Annotated in this window: 18 protein-coding genes; 11 read left to right on the plus strand and 7 right to left on the minus strand. The window is 29.3% G+C overall.

All coding sequences use genetic code 11. The annotated features are described in order from the left end of the window. Positions 1-54 precede the first annotated feature (54 nt). Entirely contained in the window at positions 55-1398 is a 1344-nt protein-coding gene (gdhA, locus tag H9I45_RS10460; RefSeq protein WP_088352449.1) for an NADP-specific glutamate dehydrogenase, read from the minus strand. Positions 1399-1607: 209 nt separating this feature from the next. On the opposite strand from gdhA, the gene pheS reads away from it, so the two are divergent. Genes pheS through H9I45_RS10480 form a run of 4 tightly spaced genes read left to right on the plus strand, consistent with a single transcriptional unit; the run spans position 1608 to position 3792 of the window. Further along, complete coding sequence (gene pheS / locus H9I45_RS10465) at positions 1608-2627, plus strand: phenylalanine--tRNA ligase subunit alpha (protein ID WP_088352451.1); 1020 nt, start codon at positions 1608-1610, stop codon at positions 2625-2627. Then, positions 2627-2896 carry a hypothetical protein gene (locus H9I45_RS10470; protein ID WP_088352452.1) on the plus strand — a complete coding sequence of 90 codons (270 nt, stop codon included), beginning with the start codon at positions 2627-2629 and terminating at the stop codon, positions 2894-2896. Before pheS ends, H9I45_RS10470 begins: the two co-directional genes overlap by 1 nt. 41 nt (positions 2897-2937) lie before the next feature. Next, positions 2938-3360 carry an META domain-containing protein gene (locus H9I45_RS10475; RefSeq protein WP_088352453.1) on the plus strand — a complete coding sequence of 141 codons (423 nt, stop codon included), beginning with the start codon at positions 2938-2940 and terminating at the stop codon, positions 3358-3360. A 36-nt stretch (positions 3361-3396) separates the two neighbouring features. Then, positions 3397-3792, plus strand: a complete 396-nt coding sequence (locus H9I45_RS10480) for a hypothetical protein (protein WP_088352455.1) — start codon at positions 3397-3399, stop codon at positions 3790-3792. Position 3793: 1 nt separating this feature from the next. Here H9I45_RS10480 and H9I45_RS10485 read toward each other — a convergent pair whose 3' ends face one another. Together H9I45_RS10485 and H9I45_RS10490 are read right to left on the minus strand one after the other, a co-directional pair. Beyond that, on the minus strand, positions 3794-4282 hold the full coding sequence (locus H9I45_RS10485) for a hypothetical protein (RefSeq protein ID WP_088352456.1): 489 nt from the start codon (positions 4280-4282) through the stop codon (positions 3794-3796). An 11-nt stretch (positions 4283-4293) separates the two neighbouring features. Next, positions 4294-5769 carry a Na+/H+ antiporter NhaC family protein gene (locus tag H9I45_RS10490; protein ID WP_088352827.1) on the minus strand — a complete coding sequence of 492 codons (1476 nt, stop codon included), beginning with the start codon at positions 5767-5769 and terminating at the stop codon, positions 4294-4296. Between the two features lie 170 nt (positions 5770-5939). Between H9I45_RS10490 and H9I45_RS10495 the strand changes: the two genes are divergently transcribed. Beyond that, positions 5940-6482 (plus strand): pyridoxamine 5'-phosphate oxidase family protein, encoded by a 543-nt coding sequence (locus H9I45_RS10495; protein ID WP_088352457.1) that lies wholly within the window; start codon positions 5940-5942, stop codon positions 6480-6482. A 3-nt stretch (positions 6483-6485) separates the two neighbouring features. Here H9I45_RS10495 and H9I45_RS10500 read toward each other — a convergent pair whose 3' ends face one another. After that, positions 6486-6920, minus strand: coding sequence for a tellurite resistance TerB family protein (locus tag H9I45_RS10500; RefSeq protein WP_088352458.1), 435 nt, complete (start codon positions 6918-6920; stop codon positions 6486-6488). A 129-nt stretch (positions 6921-7049) separates the two neighbouring features. On the opposite strand from H9I45_RS10500, the gene H9I45_RS16480 reads away from it, so the two are divergent. The 3 genes from H9I45_RS16480 to H9I45_RS10510 all read left to right on the plus strand — a co-directional run bounded on the left by H9I45_RS16480 (position 7050) and on the right by H9I45_RS10510 (position 9307). Beyond that, positions 7050-7523 carry an FAD-dependent oxidoreductase gene (locus H9I45_RS16480; protein ID WP_437440135.1) on the plus strand — a complete coding sequence of 158 codons (474 nt, stop codon included), beginning with the start codon at positions 7050-7052 and terminating at the stop codon, positions 7521-7523. Continuing rightward, on the plus strand, positions 7517-8707 hold the full coding sequence (locus tag H9I45_RS10505) for a glycerol-3-phosphate dehydrogenase/oxidase (RefSeq protein ID WP_437440140.1): 1191 nt from the start codon (positions 7517-7519) through the stop codon (positions 8705-8707). Before H9I45_RS16480 ends, H9I45_RS10505 begins: the two co-directional genes overlap by 7 nt. A 264-nt stretch (positions 8708-8971) precedes the next feature. After that, entirely contained in the window at positions 8972-9307 is a 336-nt protein-coding gene (locus H9I45_RS10510) for a hypothetical protein (RefSeq protein WP_088352460.1), read from the plus strand. A 51-nt stretch (positions 9308-9358) separates the two neighbouring features. Here the strand turns inward: H9I45_RS10510 and H9I45_RS10515 are convergent, their stop codons facing one another. After that, positions 9359-10063: a TIGR04283 family arsenosugar biosynthesis glycosyltransferase gene (locus H9I45_RS10515; RefSeq protein WP_088352461.1), complete on the minus strand. Its 705-nt coding sequence runs from the start codon at positions 10061-10063 to the stop codon at positions 9359-9361. Positions 10064-10085: 22 nt separating this feature from the next. On the opposite strand from H9I45_RS10515, the gene H9I45_RS10520 reads away from it, so the two are divergent. Continuing rightward, a complete protein-coding gene (locus tag H9I45_RS10520; RefSeq protein ID WP_088352462.1) occupies positions 10086-10847 on the plus strand; it encodes a DUF547 domain-containing protein in 762 nt (253 codons plus the stop codon). 85 nt (positions 10848-10932) lie between these two features. Here H9I45_RS10520 and H9I45_RS10525 read toward each other — a convergent pair whose 3' ends face one another. Then, the gene (locus H9I45_RS10525) at positions 10933-12201 is read right to left on the minus strand and encodes an MFS transporter (protein ID WP_088352463.1); all 1269 of its coding nucleotides are present in this window, start codon (positions 12199-12201) and stop codon (positions 10933-10935) included. A 263-nt stretch (positions 12202-12464) separates the two neighbouring features. Between H9I45_RS10525 and H9I45_RS10530 the strand changes: the two genes are divergently transcribed. Further along, entirely contained in the window at positions 12465-12902 is a 438-nt protein-coding gene (locus H9I45_RS10530) for a hypothetical protein (RefSeq protein WP_088352464.1), read from the plus strand. 64 nt (positions 12903-12966) lie between these two features. After that, positions 12967-13305 (plus strand): hypothetical protein, encoded by a 339-nt coding sequence (locus H9I45_RS10535; RefSeq protein ID WP_088352465.1) that lies wholly within the window; start codon positions 12967-12969, stop codon positions 13303-13305. Between the two features lie 60 nt (positions 13306-13365). Here H9I45_RS10535 and H9I45_RS10540 read toward each other — a convergent pair whose 3' ends face one another. Next, positions 13366-14025, minus strand: coding sequence for a hypothetical protein (locus H9I45_RS10540; RefSeq protein ID WP_088352466.1), 660 nt, complete (start codon positions 14023-14025; stop codon positions 13366-13368). Positions 14026-14037: the final 12 nt, after the last annotated feature.

Below are 14037 nucleotides of genomic sequence, written 5' to 3' on the forward strand. Positions count from 1 at the left end.
AAAACGCGTCAATAAATTGACGCGTTTCCTATTTCTAATAACGTATAAGGTTTTTTAAATAACACCTTGTGCTAACATAGCATCTGCCACTTTTACAAAACCAGCAATATTTGCTCCTTTTATATAATCTATAGAACCATCTTCGTTTTTACCATATTCTACACAAGAATCGTGGATATCTTCCATAATATCTTTTAATCTTGAATCTACTTCTTCTCTAGACCAAGAAATTCTTAAAGAATTTTGGCTCATTTCTAAACCAGAAGTTGCTACACCACCAGCATTAGATGCTTTTCCTGGAGCAAATAAGATTTTTCCTTTTTGAAATTCGTGAATTGCTTCTGGTGTAGAAGGCATATTTGCACCTTCAGAAACACACATACAACCATTTTTAATTAGTTGTTTTGCTTCGTCTCCATTCAACTCATTTTGAGTTGCACATGGTAAAGCAACATCACATTTAACAGACCAAGGTCTTTCTCCTTTTACAAATTTTGCGTTCGGATATTTTTCTGTGTATTCGCTAATTCTTCCACGTTTTTCATTTTTAATGTACATAACGTGTTTTAACTTCTCTGTGTTTATTCCTTCTTCATCTAAAATATATCCTCCAGAATCCGATAACGTTAAAACAGTTGCACCTAATTCAATCGCTTTTTCAGCGGCATATTGTGCAACATTTCCAGAACCAGAAATAACTACTCTTTTACCATCAAAAGAATCGTCTTTTCTTTGCAACATATTTTGTGCAAAATACACGTTTCCATAACCTGTTGCTTCTGGTCTAATTAAAGAACCACCCCAAGATGCACCTTTACCAGTTAAAACTCCAGTAAATTCGTTGTTTAGTTTTTTGTACATTCCAAACATAAAACCAATTTCACGTCCTCCAACTCCAATATCTCCTGCAGGAACGTCTGTATTTGGGCCAATATGTCTAAATAATTCGCTCATAAAAGCATGGCAAAAACGCATAATTTCATTGTCCGATTTTCCTTTAGGATCAAAGTCAGAACCACCTTTTCCACCACCCATTGGCAATGTTGTTAGCGAGTTTTTAAAAACTTGTTCAAAAGCTAAAAACTTTAAAATACTAGCATTTACTGTTGGGTGAAAACGCAAACCACCTTTATATGGGCCAATTGCCGAGTTCATTTGTATTCTATAACCTCTATTTACTTGAATTTCTCCATCATCATCTACCCAAGAAACACGAAAAGAAATTAATCTTTCTGGCTCCACCATTCTCAATAAAATATTTTTTCCGTGATAAATATCATGATTTACGATATAAGGAATTACAGTTTCTGCAACTTCTTGAACGGCTTGTAAAAATTCTGGCTCATGGTTATTTCTACTTTTAACCATTTCCATAAACTCTTTGATTTTTAATTCCATAATTTTTGGTGTGATTTTTTACGAATTTTATAAAAATTTAAAGCAACAAAGATAAGTAATTTCTGAATTGACAAAATAAAATTTATATTTTATTTAACATCTTGTTCTCCTTATTTCAATCGATTTCGAAAGCTGATTACCTTTTTTGAATTTTAGGGTGATAAAACTCTACAAAAAACACTAAATTTGCCCCATAATTTTACCCGAAAATGTTAGATAAAGTAAAAGAATTAATTGGTGATGTAAAAGCATTTAAAGCTACTACCAAAGAAGAAGTTGAAACATTTAGAATTAAATATTTAGGAAGCAAAGGTTTGCTAAAAGATTTATTTTCTGAATTTAAAAATGTAGATGCTTCCATGCGTAAAGATTTTGGACAAGCATTAAACAATTTAAAAAAATCTGCTGAAGGTAAAGTTGCAGAATTAACAGATGCTTTAGACAATTCTTCGAGTCAAAAATCTTTTTATGGAGATTTAACAAGGCCTGCAGAACCAATTGAATTAGGTTCTCGTCATCCAATTTCTTTGGTAAAAAATCAAATTATTGAAGTTTTCAATAGAATTGGTTTTACAGTTTCTGAAGGACCAGAAATAGAAGACGATTGGCATAATTTTACTGCGTTAAACTTGCCAGAATATCATCCTGCAAGAGACATGCAAGACACGTTTTTTATTGAACAAGATCCAGATATTTTATTAAGAACACATACTTCTTCTGTACAAGTTCGTTACATGGAAGAAAATCAGCCTCCTATTAGAACTATTTCACCAGGAAGAGTTTTTAGAAATGAAGATATTTCTGCAAGAGCACATTGTATTTTTCATCAAGTGGAAGGTTTGTATATTGATACTGACGTTTCTTTTGCCGATTTAAAACAAACACTTTTATACTTTACAAAAGAGATGTTTGGGAAATCTAAAATTCGTTTACGTCCTTCTTATTTTCCATTTACAGAACCAAGTGCAGAAGTAGATATTTATTGGGGATTAGAAACAGAAACTGATTATAGAATTACAAAAGGAACTGGTTGGTTAGAAATTATGGGTTGTGGAATGGTAGATCCTAATGTGCTTAAAAACGCAAATATAGATCCTACAAAATACTCTGGTTACGCCTTTGGAATGGGAATTGAACGTATAGCAATGTTGTTATATCAAATACCAGATATTAGAATGTTTTACGAAAATGACAAACGTTTCTTGGAACAGTTTAAGTCTGTAATTTAATGAATTACTTCACACAATTTTGGGACGAAGGAAGAGATGACGAATACTCTAATTGGGGAAACTCTACTTGGTATTTTGAAACCAATGATGCTGACGAAATTTTGAAACAAATTACTGTATATCAAAATGGAAAAGTTTTAAAATATAGCGAAGAAAACCCAAAAGATGAATTTGGAAATTTAGGTGAGCATACTTTAACAATTGAAGATTGTGATGGTACCCAAATTTCTAAAGAAGATTTCCTTGAAATTTGGGTTTCTAAACAATAAATTGGTATACTTTTTGAAATATTATTTCTAAAATAAATACAATGAAAAATATACTTTTAATTTTTTGTACAATTCTTATGGTTTCTTGTGGTTCAAATTCAGAAAAGAAGAAAACAAAAGCAGACTTTTTAAATGCTGTTGAAGGAACTTGGACTGTTTCTGAAATACATAATATTACAAAAGAAGAACTTACCAAAACTCAAAAAACTCCTTTTATTAAATTTGAAGAAGAAAAAGTTAGTGGTAATAATGGTTGTAATAACTACTTTTCATCTATAAATACTATTGATGAAAAAACAATCAAATTTTCTATGTTTGGTGAAACAAAAATGATGTGTGCAGAAATGAAAATTTCTGATGCTTTTGGTTCACTATTATCTAAAATAGATACCTATTCTGTTGATAAAAACACGTTGACTTTCTTTAATTCTGAAGGACATAAAATACTCGTTTTTACAAAATAATAACCTTTTAATTATTCTGAAATAAATTCAGCATACATGAAAAAAGACATCAAAATACCAGAAGTTACAGACGTAGAAATGGCTGTTGTATATGAGTTTAACGACATTTACAATACCAATGATTGGAATGTGTATTTAATCAACAATAAAAATGTTGATTTAGAAATGGTAGTGATTGTTTCACAAGGTTTTTCAGAGAAAAAAACGACTTCTTTATTACGTAAAAAAGTAGATAAACTGCCCGCAAATTCTTTTGCAAAAATTGAATTTATGCAACCAGAATTATTCAAACTAAATAATCGTTTTCAAGTAACTTTTTTTGAAGGAAATACTTTGTTTGAAAAAACGTTTTTATTCAAAGAAAACACCGTTAAAGAAGGTGCTTTAAGAGAAATTCCTGAATTAAAGAAACGTGGGGTTTTAGCAAAGTAAATTAATCAAAATCAGCTTCTAGTTTAACCAAGTTTGAGATATCCTTATTTAAATATTTGATACTCACCTTTGGTGGGATAGAAATCTCAATACATGTTTCAGCAAAAACTAAACTTTCTGAAGATAATTTGGATTGAAAGTCATTAGACATTAACAATGATTTTAAAATCAACTTAAACATTTTCTTATCCTTATACTCTTCATATAATTCATCAATTTCTTTTTTGTCTATTTCTTTAAATCTACTAAAATGAATTTCGACAGAAGGCGGAATTGAAACCCCAACAATTAATCTATTTGTTCTAAAACCTGCTTTTTCTAATAAAGGTAAAACATTAAAAACATCTTTAACATAGTCAATAAACTTGTTTTTTGTATTTGTTCCTAAATCTCCTATTTTAGAAAGTCCATTTTTAAGTTGATCTAGAATTTGGTCAGCACCATCACTAATTGTTTTCGTTGTTTTTTTTAATATTTTGTTGTCTTTCATGAAATTTATTTTTAGCCAAAAAACCCAATAATCAAATACAAAATAACAGTAATTACACCACCAACCAAAGCATAAGGCAGTTGTGTTTTTACATGATCTATATGATCGCTGGCAGAAGCCATAGAAGAAATTATAGAAGTATCTGAAATTGGCGAACAATGGTCTCCAAAAATACCTCCTCCTAAAGTTGCTGCAACAATAATCGTTACATCAGAGCCATGAATATTTGCCATAGGAATTGAAATTGCCAACATAATTGCAAAAGTTCCCCAAGAAGTTCCAGTAGAAAATGCAATAAAAGAACTAATTATAAAAACGACTGCTGGTAATAATTCTGGCGATAACCATTCTTTGGTTGCATTAGCAACATAAACTCCGGTTTCTAATTCTTTACAGGCGTTTCCAATTGCGAATGCTAATAACATTAATAAAGCTAATGGCATTAGTTCACTAATTCCTTTTAAGGTTAAGTTTACAGCTTCTTTAGGCTTTAAAAAACCTTGAATCATATACATAATAATTGCCACTAAAAGTGCTGTAATTACAGCATATAAAACAGATGATGAACCTGATCCTGCACCAATTGCTTGTTTTACGTGATCGAAAGTTGATGAGAATTCTTTAACCTCATTCCAACCTGTATAAATTAGGTTAATTGGCATCATAAAAACCATGGTTGCTAAAGGCACAACCATATTATACGCTCTTGCAGGAATGCCTTCTTTTGGTGGAAATGAAGTTACCTCGTCTGAAACCATTGGTTTTGAACCTTCGTTCATTAATAAACCGGTTTCTTTTGTTCTTTTTTCGGCTTTTTTCATGGGACCAAAATCCTTTCTTGATAAAATGATAAAGAACAAAATTCCGATAGCTAAAAGCGGATAAAAATTGTATTTAATAGAGGAAATCATGACTGCAAAAGGCTTGTCAATTCCTTGTGTGAGCAATAATCCCATAATAAATGCGCCCCAAGCATTAAAAGGAATTAATATGGAAGATGGTGCAGAACTTGAGTCTGCAATGTAAGCGAGTTTTTCACGCGGAATTCCTAATTTATCGAAAATTGGACGATATAAAGTCCCAACTGTTAAAGAAGAAATACTGGTTTCTACAAATAATAAAAGCCCTGTAAATGTTGCCAAAATTTGAACCATTACTTTACTGTAACCTGATTTCTTGTTTTCATATTTTACCAATTTTTTATTGATAATATTGATAAAACCCTCTACTCCTCTCGAAAATTGAATAAAAATTAGCAACGCTCCAACCAAAGCACTAAACATAATTGTTCTTGTACTTCCTTTGTCTTGAAAAACGTCTACCATTCCTTCAATCATGGCTAAAGTTCCATTTAATGGATTCCAGCCTTCTATGATCAACCAAGAAAACCAAATTCCGAATAATAAAGCGATATATACTTGCTTTGTTTTTAGTGCTAAAATAATGGCAACAATTGGTGGTATTACTGAAAGAAATCCATATTCCATGAAAGATGTTTTTAAAAAGCCCATCCTAACCTTCCCAAAGGGAAGGAACTCTAAACTTTGTGAAAAACCATAAATGTAAATTATTTTTTTAAAACGTATAACCTTTATATTGATTTTGTATTTAAAGTGGTTACTTGTATCTTTAAAAAATCAATTTAATAAGAAACTATATGTCTAAATTTTACACAAAACTTACTTCCAGAGTTCAAAAATTTATGGAAGCTCAAAAAATGTTTTTTGTTGCTACTGCTCCAAAAGAAGGGAGAATAAATTTATCTCCAAAAGGAATGGATTCTATTCGAGTTGTAGATGAAAACCGAATTCTTTGGTTAAATTTAACAGGAAGTGGAAACGAAACTGCTGCTCATATTTTAGAAAATAATAAAATTAGCATGATGTTTTGTTCTTTTGAAGGTAACCCAAATATTCTTCGAATTTATGGAAAAGGAAAAGCGATTCATCCTAAAGATAAAGACTGGGAAGATGCTATTAAGTTATTTCCAAATATACCAGGTGCAAGACAAATTTTTGATATTACTGTTGAAAGCGCACAAGATTCTTGTGGAATGTCTATTCCTTTTTATGAATATAAAGGGGAAAGAAATCAATTAAATGATTGGGCAGAAAGCCAAGGAAAAGAAAAAATAGCACAATACTGGGAAGATAAAAACCAAACCAGTATTGATGGTAAACCCACTGATATTTTAGGTTAGTTTCTAAATACTATCTACTTTTTTAATTGCTGCTGTAAAATCTTCTAAATCATTATCATTCATTACTAAATGGATTGCTTCATCGCAAACTTTTTCTGCATTATCTGGAGAAAAATGTAAACCAACTGCAATTTTTCGCATCAATTTTACTTCTTTTAATTCTGTTTTCCCATCTGCTAAAACCATTTTTGTTAAGCGAAACAAACGCTCTATTCTTTCATCATAACTAATTGGCGGATTTATCGGAAACTTTTCAGGATTATTTAAAATAGCTGTAAATTCTTCTAAACTTATATTTAATCTCTTACCTGTTTTAATCAAAAAAGCTTTTTCTTCATCACTAATTTTTCCATTGGATTTTGCAATTTTTACAATGTTTGCAAAATGACCTATTTCTTTACTATGTTCACTATTAAAGTATAAATCTGATATTGACATTTGTTTTTTTTTATAAATGTAAATAAAAGGAGATTCAAATAGAGTTAAAAAAAATAATTTCCTCAATAATAATTAAAAAGAGAAAAATAATCACAGTATTTTTCGTATTTTCATTATATAATTTTTACTATGAATATATTTTCCTTCTTTAACAGAGAAAAAATTACAAAAGATTTAAAAACTACAGAATTTGATATTTTAATTATTGGTGGTGGAATTACTGGTGCAGGAATTGCTTTAGACGCAGCATCTCGTGGAATGAAAGTAGCTTTAATCGAGAAAAACGATTTTGCTTCAGGAACATCAAGTAAATCTACAAAACTAATTCATGGAGGTTTACGTTATTTAAAACAATTCGATTTTTGGTTGGTAAAAGAAGTAGGTACAGAACGTGCAATTGTACATAAATTAGCACCACATTTAGTCATTCCAGAAAAAATGATTTTACCTTTAATTGATGGGGGAACTTATGGCGAATGGCTAACCTCAATTGGTTTGAAAGTATACGATATTTTAGCTTCAGTAGAAGGAGAAGATAGACGTAAAATGTTAGATAAAAAGGAAGCTTTAAGTAAAGAACCATTGTTGCCAAAAAGATTTTAAATGGTGCAGGTTATTACGCAGAATATAGAACAGACGATGCTCGTTTAACGTTAGAAGTCTTAAAAACGGCATTAAATTATGATGCTAAAATTATTAATTACACAACAGCAACAGAATTTATTTATGAAAATGAAAGAGTTGTAGGAGCAAAAGTAAAAGACACTTTTTCTAAAGCTAATTTTAATATAAAAGCAAAATATGTAGTAAACGCAACTGGGCCTTGGGTAGATACTTTACGACAAACAAATCATTCTAAAACAGGAAAACGTTTGCATTTAACAAAAGGAGTCCATTTAGTGGTTGCTCATGAAAAATTACCTGTAAAACAATCTGTTTATTTCGATGTTCCTGATGGACGAATGATGTTCGCAATTCCAAGAGGAAGAGTTACTTATTTTGGAACCACAGACACCAATTATCAAAAAGATAAAGACAATGTAGAAACGAGTTTGGTAGATGCCACTTATTTAATATCTGCTGTTAATAATATGTTTCCAGAAATTAATATTTCTTTAGAAGATATACAATCTTCTTGGGCTGGTTTGCGTCCTTTGATTCATGAAGAAGGAAAATCGGCATCTGAATTATCTCGAAAAGACGAAATATTTGTTTCTGATACAGAACTAATTTCAATAGCTGGAGGGAAATTAACTGGCTACAGAAAAATGGCAGAACGTATTGTAGATTTGGTTGCCAAGAAATACGAACGCAGGTTTGATAAAGAATTTGAAAACATAAAAACCAAAGAATTGGTTCTTTCTGGTGGAACTTTCGAAAATTTCGAGGAAGTTAAAAGTTATATAGATGCTATACACAACAGAATTGCTGAAGTAGATTTCGATGAAAATGATGCAAAATATCTAGTCTATAATTATGGAAAACAAACAGACGCAATTTTACAGAAATACGACGATTTATCTCTAGAAATGTCTGAAGAAGGTGAGAAAAAGAAAATGATAAAAGCAGAAGTTTTGTTCTGTATAGAAAACGAAATGACTTGCACTCCAACTGACTTTTTTATGCGTAGAACTGGTCGTTTATTTTTCGACAAACCAAGTGTAGAATTACATAAAGATTATGTTCTACAATTATTTAAAAACACATTTTCTTGGGATAAAAAAACAACAGAATTTCATCAACAAGAATTAGAAGAAAAGCTAAAAATTGCAACTACTTTTAAATAGTTAATTTTCTTTAAAACAATATTTTAGACCTTTCATATTTTATAAAACTGAAAGGTCTTTTTTTTTTAAATACTATTCATAAATTTTTTTATTTTTTATTTTCAATTCAAAAAAATTGTATATTTATACTATCATATTATTAATTATTAAGCTTATGAAAATATAGATTTAGTTACCTCAAATTAAAGCACAATTCTTTTAGGAAAAAGAGTAGCTTTCAAAACCTATATTTATCAAAAAACAATAAACTTAATTTTTAATATTATGAAAACATTATATACTGTAGCATTCGTGCTATTTATAACTGCATCTCTTTCTTTTACTTCTAAAACAACTGTAAAAGAAAACACATTAACAGCAACTTTTAAAGGTCTTAATAACGACGATTATTTCAAATTTGAAGATGATGATAAAAAAGTGATTTTATTCTATGACGTTAACGAAGAAATAGAAATTAGCTTGTATGATGATGATTTAATTGGAAAAAAATTCTCTATTACTTATGTTGAAAAAGAAATAGAAGTTTTTGATGAAGATGGAGAAGAAACAGGAGAAAAGAAAAAAGTAAATTCTATTACTGCACTTTCTTACGCTAAGTAATTTTTAATAAAATTTAAAGCCGTTTTTTTATGTTCAAAAAAACGGCTTTTTTTATACACTTTCACGCAACAAACTTTTGTAGGTTTTTCGTAAATTTTCTGGTGAAGCACCAAATTTGTATTTTAAGAAAACATAACCGTTAATTAAATTTACTTTTAACCAAGAATTTTTCTCGTATTTTCTTGCACTTACAGTGGCTTTCGATTGAATAATTGCAAACGGAATTTTTTGCTTTCGAACTCTACCAATCATTTCGAAATCTTCCATAATACAGAAGTCTTCATTAAAACCATTCAAGTCTTTAAAAATCTCTTTTGTAAAAAACTGGCATTGGTCTCCTCCTCCAGAAAACAAACCGTCTTTGGTTGTAAATTTACTGTTGAAGTTTAAAAACGGAGTTTCCTTATCAAATTTATAAGCAAAAAAACCTGCTTTATTTCCATTTTCAATTGCTTTTTTTATTTGTTGATAAAAATCCGTTGGAAGCTCTACATCTGCATGCAAAAAAAGTAATACATCTCCACTTGCTTTGCTAGCTCCAAAATTCATTTGTGCGGCTCTTCCTTTTTTATCGCTTGTAAAATATGTAACTTTATCGAAGTTCTTACAAATTTCTGGACTATTGTCTGAAGTCTCTGGAGAATTTGAAACTATAATTTCTATAGAAAATTTGTTAGTTTGTTCACACAGAAACGACAACCTTTTTATAAGGTTTTCTTGTTCGTTATAAACAGGAATTATAATACTTAATAACATACTTAAACTTACGTAAATTTATATGAAACAGTTTTTTTTAATACTTTTTTTGGCCACTACTTTTAATTTCAATGCACAAGATACTGTAAATTATTCGCAGGTTTCGCAAGATTTATTACAAAATATTATGGATAAAAAATCTTATAATAAACAAGTAGAAATTCTTGCAAATAGCACATTAGAAGATTTAACAAGCGAATTAAAAACCGACAATCAAAAAATTGCTTTTTGGGTGAATGTATATAACTCTTTTATTCAAATTTCTTTAACGGAAAACCCTAAAGAATATGAAGATAGAGGTGCCTATTTTAAAAAACCAAGAGTAAAAATTGCTGGTGAAACCTTGTCTTTTGATGAAATTGAACATGATATTTTAAGACGTTCAAGAGTAAAAATAAGTTGGGGATATTTAAGAAAATACTTTAGACCAAAATACGAACGTAAATTGCGTGTAAAAAATATCGATTGGAGAATACATTTTGCCTTAAACTGTGGTGCAAAAAGTTGTCCACCAGTGGCAAAATTTACTCCAGAAGATTTAGATAAAGAATTCGATTTTATGACCACTGAATATTTAAAAGAACAAACAACTTACAACAAGGAAACCAAAACTGCAAAATCAGTATCATTATTTTCTTGGTTTAGGGCAGATTTTGGAGGTTTATGTGGAGCAAGACAAATTTTAGCAGATTATAAAATTACTCCTGAAAAACCAAAAAAATTAGAATTTGGAGATTACGATTGGACCTTAAGTTTGGGAAATTTTAGGAAGATTCCGAAATAAAGTTTACATAAAAATGCCACGAATTCACGAAATTTTTTATTGTGAATTCGTTTTTTTTTATGCTTAATATTTAGGTAAAATAATTTTATTGTTCTTTTTCGTTTTCGTCAATTTCTTTTCTTAAATCCAATTCTCTTAAAGTAGGATTTACTGCTCCTATAGTAACAACTGTTATTAAGGTCATTGTTCCACCAAAAACTACAGCTGCTACTGGGCCAATTAATTTTGCTGCTAAACCACTTTCGAAAGCACCTAATTCGTTAGAAGATCCTACAAACATAGAGTTTACAGAGGAAACTCTTCCTCTCATATCATCTGGTGTTTTTAATTGTAAAATTGTTTGTCTAATTACCATCGAAATTCCATCTGCAGCTCCACTTATAAACAACGCCAACACACTCACCCAAAAGATGGATGACAATCCAAAAGCAATAATACTCAGCCCAAAAATAAAAACAGAAACCAACATCTTTTTACCTGTATTTCTGTTGATAGGAATGTAGGTTGTTAAAAACATGGTTACAATACTTCCCATTGAAATAGATGCATTTAAAATTCCGAAACCTTCTGGACCAACTTTTAAAACATCTTGCGCAAAAACAGATAATATTGCCACTGTTCCTCCAAAAAGAACAGCAATCATATCTAAAGTTAAAACACCTAAAATGGCTTTGTTATTAAAAACAAATTGTACCCCTGCTTTTAAGCTTTCTTTCATAGGTTCGCCAATTTTTGTGTTTAAAATTGGTTTCTTTTTAATTAAAAAAGTGAATATAAAAGCTAAAACTACCAAGATAAAAACCAAACATAAAGTTTTGTCTACACCTATCTTTCCAATAAAAATTCCTCCAAAAAGTGCTCCAGAAACAGATGCTGTTTTCCAAGTACTTGTACTCCAAGTTGCAGCATTATGATATATTTTTTTAGGAACCAACAATGCCACTAAAGAAAAAATAGTGGGTCCAAAAAACGAGCGTAAAAATCCGCCAAAAAACACCAAACCATAAATACAATATAAAATTGAATTTGTAGACCAACTTTCTAAAACACTGTTAGTTGTTAGTAAAAAAAGTCCTAAACTAATTAACGAAAAAGCGGCAGTACAAATTGCTAGCAAGTTTCTTTTTTCTCTTTGATCTACAATATGTCCTGCAAATAAAGCCATTGAAAAAGCCGGAATTATTTCCATTAAACCAATAATTCCTAAAGAAAGTGGGTCTTTTGTAATTGAATAAACTTGCCATTCGATTACAATAAATTGCATAGACCAACCAAAAACCAATAAAAATCTTACGAATAAAAAAATATTAAACTCTTTAATTCTTAAAGCTGCATAAGGATCTTGTTTTGCCAATTTAATTTCATTTAAATTCTCGGTAAATCTACAAAACTTCAACTTAGAAATTATTATAAAAAGATATGCATCTAACTTTTATATTTTTTTATTTATCATTTTAAAAAAATGATAAATAATTATTCTAATACATTTAAATAATAAGTTAAAAAAAACCAAATGAGTCCACCTTTTTTTCAATTGAGTTTAGTTTTAAAAATATACTGCACGTAATTTGTATTAGAATTATAAAAACAAAAAATTATAAATTAAAAACAGAAATCATGAAAAAAATAATTACTAAATCAGTTTACGTGTTATTTATAGCACTATTATCATTAAATGTTCAAAATTCTAATGCTCAAGAGCAAGACATGGATGAACAAAAAATTGAAATGTTGAACGATCAACAAAAAGAGAAAAAGATTAATGTTACTTATAAAGGATTAAATGTTAGTGATAATTTTAGATTTACAGATAATAAAGGTCAAGAAATTGTATTTCATGACGAGTCTTTAGATTCTCCAAGTAAATTAAGTTTATTTGATGAAGAATTAATTGGAAAACGATTTGTAGTACACTATAAATGGGTAGATGTAATGCTTTTTGATAAAAACACTGGTTTAACTACAGGTAAAACAATGAAAGTAAAAAGAATTACAAATTTTAATTATGTAAATTATTCAGATAAAAATCTTAATGCAGTTGCTTCTAACAAATAAAAGGTAGGGTAATTTAATACTTAGTTGTTTTATATATGAATGAATATATAAAAATTAAAACAAGATGAAAAAATTTACATTAATTACATTATTTGCGCTATTTGCTTTTGGTACTCAATCCATAAAAGCACAATCAGTAGAAAAGAAAATTATTGCAACTTACAAAGGAATGACTGTTTCAGACAATTTTAAATTTGAGGACAGTAAAGGAAACCCAATAGTTTTCCATGATGAAGATCAATCTTTTGAAAGTAAGCTTACACTTGTAGATGAAGGCTTAATTGGTAAAAAATTTGTTATTTATTACAAATGGGTAAATGTTAACCTTTTTGATAATGCAACAGGTTTAGCTACTGGAGAAACTATGAATGTAAAAAGAATTTTTAAATATGAATTGAAGTAGTAACTTCATTTTATAAAACATAAAAATCCGGTATTTACCGGATTTTTATGTTTTATATATTTAACTCAACTTCATATCCATTAAAATGGCAAAAGTTTGGTTAATATCTTCTTCTTTTACAACAATTGTCATTTCGTTTGTGGTAGAAATTATTTCTTGCAAAGGAATATCTGCCCAAGCCAATTGCTTTAAAATAAAGTAATAAATACCAGATTGTTCTTGATTTTCTTTGGGAAGTTTTATAGTAATAGAAGCCAAATCCAGAACATTCGAAATAAGCGATTCTTTTTCGAATATTCTATTTACAAAAGGTTCTAAATTTTTACTGGTAACAATATTAGTTTCAAAAATCCCTTGTGAAACAGTTAGAAAGTAATCTGAACTTTCAGAAGATTTCATTAAAATTTTTGCGATTTCTTTTAAAAGTGAAGTAGTATTTTTAAAAGTAAAATCACATAAATCCGATCTTACAATTACGTCTCCTAAATCTAAAGCTAACTTCTTTATGTTTTTACGAATTCTTAATTCACTTGCAGGAGAAAGTCTGTTAATTGCCATCATTACAGCACCAACCTTAACATCTTTCTTTAATGAAGCAGAAACTTCTGGTAAAATAATTCTTGCTAAAGAAGAAACATTAATCAACTTTTCGTTGAGTGCTTCTTCAATAAAAGGTGTTTTTCTAATAGTGCTTTCTACAACTTCTTGTATTGTTTTCATGATGATTGTTTA

Source organism: Polaribacter haliotis, from assembly GCF_014784055.1.
Lineage (GTDB): Bacteria > Bacteroidota > Bacteroidia > Flavobacteriales > Flavobacteriaceae > Polaribacter > Polaribacter haliotis.

What these genes read in the sequence shown, in the direction of transcription:
- gdhA (WP_088352449.1), bottom strand. Translation starts at nt 1,398, where the DNA reads ATGGAATTAAAAATCAAAGAGTTTATGGAAATGGTTAAAAGTAGAAAT.
- pheS (WP_088352451.1), top strand. Translation starts at nt 1,608, where the DNA reads ATGTTAGATAAAGTAAAAGAATTAATTGGTGATGTAAAAGCATTTAAA.
- H9I45_RS10470 (WP_088352452.1), top strand. Translation starts at nt 2,627, where the DNA reads ATGAATTACTTCACACAATTTTGGGACGAAGGAAGAGATGACGAATAC.
- H9I45_RS10475 (WP_088352453.1), top strand. Translation starts at nt 2,938, where the DNA reads ATGAAAAATATACTTTTAATTTTTTGTACAATTCTTATGGTTTCTTGT.
- H9I45_RS10480 (WP_088352455.1), top strand. Translation starts at nt 3,397, where the DNA reads ATGAAAAAAGACATCAAAATACCAGAAGTTACAGACGTAGAAATGGCT.
- H9I45_RS10485 (WP_088352456.1), bottom strand. Translation starts at nt 4,282, where the DNA reads ATGAAAGACAACAAAATATTAAAAAAAACAACGAAAACAATTAGTGAT.
- H9I45_RS10490 (WP_088352827.1), bottom strand. Translation starts at nt 5,769, where the DNA reads ATGGAATATGGATTTCTTTCAGTAATACCACCAATTGTTGCCATTATT.
- H9I45_RS10495 (WP_088352457.1), top strand. Translation starts at nt 5,940, where the DNA reads ATGTCTAAATTTTACACAAAACTTACTTCCAGAGTTCAAAAATTTATG.
- H9I45_RS10500 (WP_088352458.1), bottom strand. Translation starts at nt 6,920, where the DNA reads ATGTCAATATCAGATTTATACTTTAATAGTGAACATAGTAAAGAAATA.
- H9I45_RS16480 (WP_437440135.1), top strand. Translation starts at nt 7,050, where the DNA reads ATGAATATATTTTCCTTCTTTAACAGAGAAAAAATTACAAAAGATTTA.
- H9I45_RS10510 (WP_088352460.1), top strand. Translation starts at nt 8,972, where the DNA reads ATGAAAACATTATATACTGTAGCATTCGTGCTATTTATAACTGCATCT.
- H9I45_RS10515 (WP_088352461.1), bottom strand. Translation starts at nt 10,063, where the DNA reads ATGTTATTAAGTATTATAATTCCTGTTTATAACGAACAAGAAAACCTT.
- H9I45_RS10520 (WP_088352462.1), top strand. Translation starts at nt 10,086, where the DNA reads ATGAAACAGTTTTTTTTAATACTTTTTTTGGCCACTACTTTTAATTTC.
- H9I45_RS10530 (WP_088352464.1), top strand. Translation starts at nt 12,465, where the DNA reads ATGAAAAAAATAATTACTAAATCAGTTTACGTGTTATTTATAGCACTA.
- H9I45_RS10535 (WP_088352465.1), top strand. Translation starts at nt 12,967, where the DNA reads ATGAAAAAATTTACATTAATTACATTATTTGCGCTATTTGCTTTTGGT.
- H9I45_RS10540 (WP_088352466.1), bottom strand. Translation starts at nt 14,025, where the DNA reads ATGAAAACAATACAAGAAGTTGTAGAAAGCACTATTAGAAAAACACCT.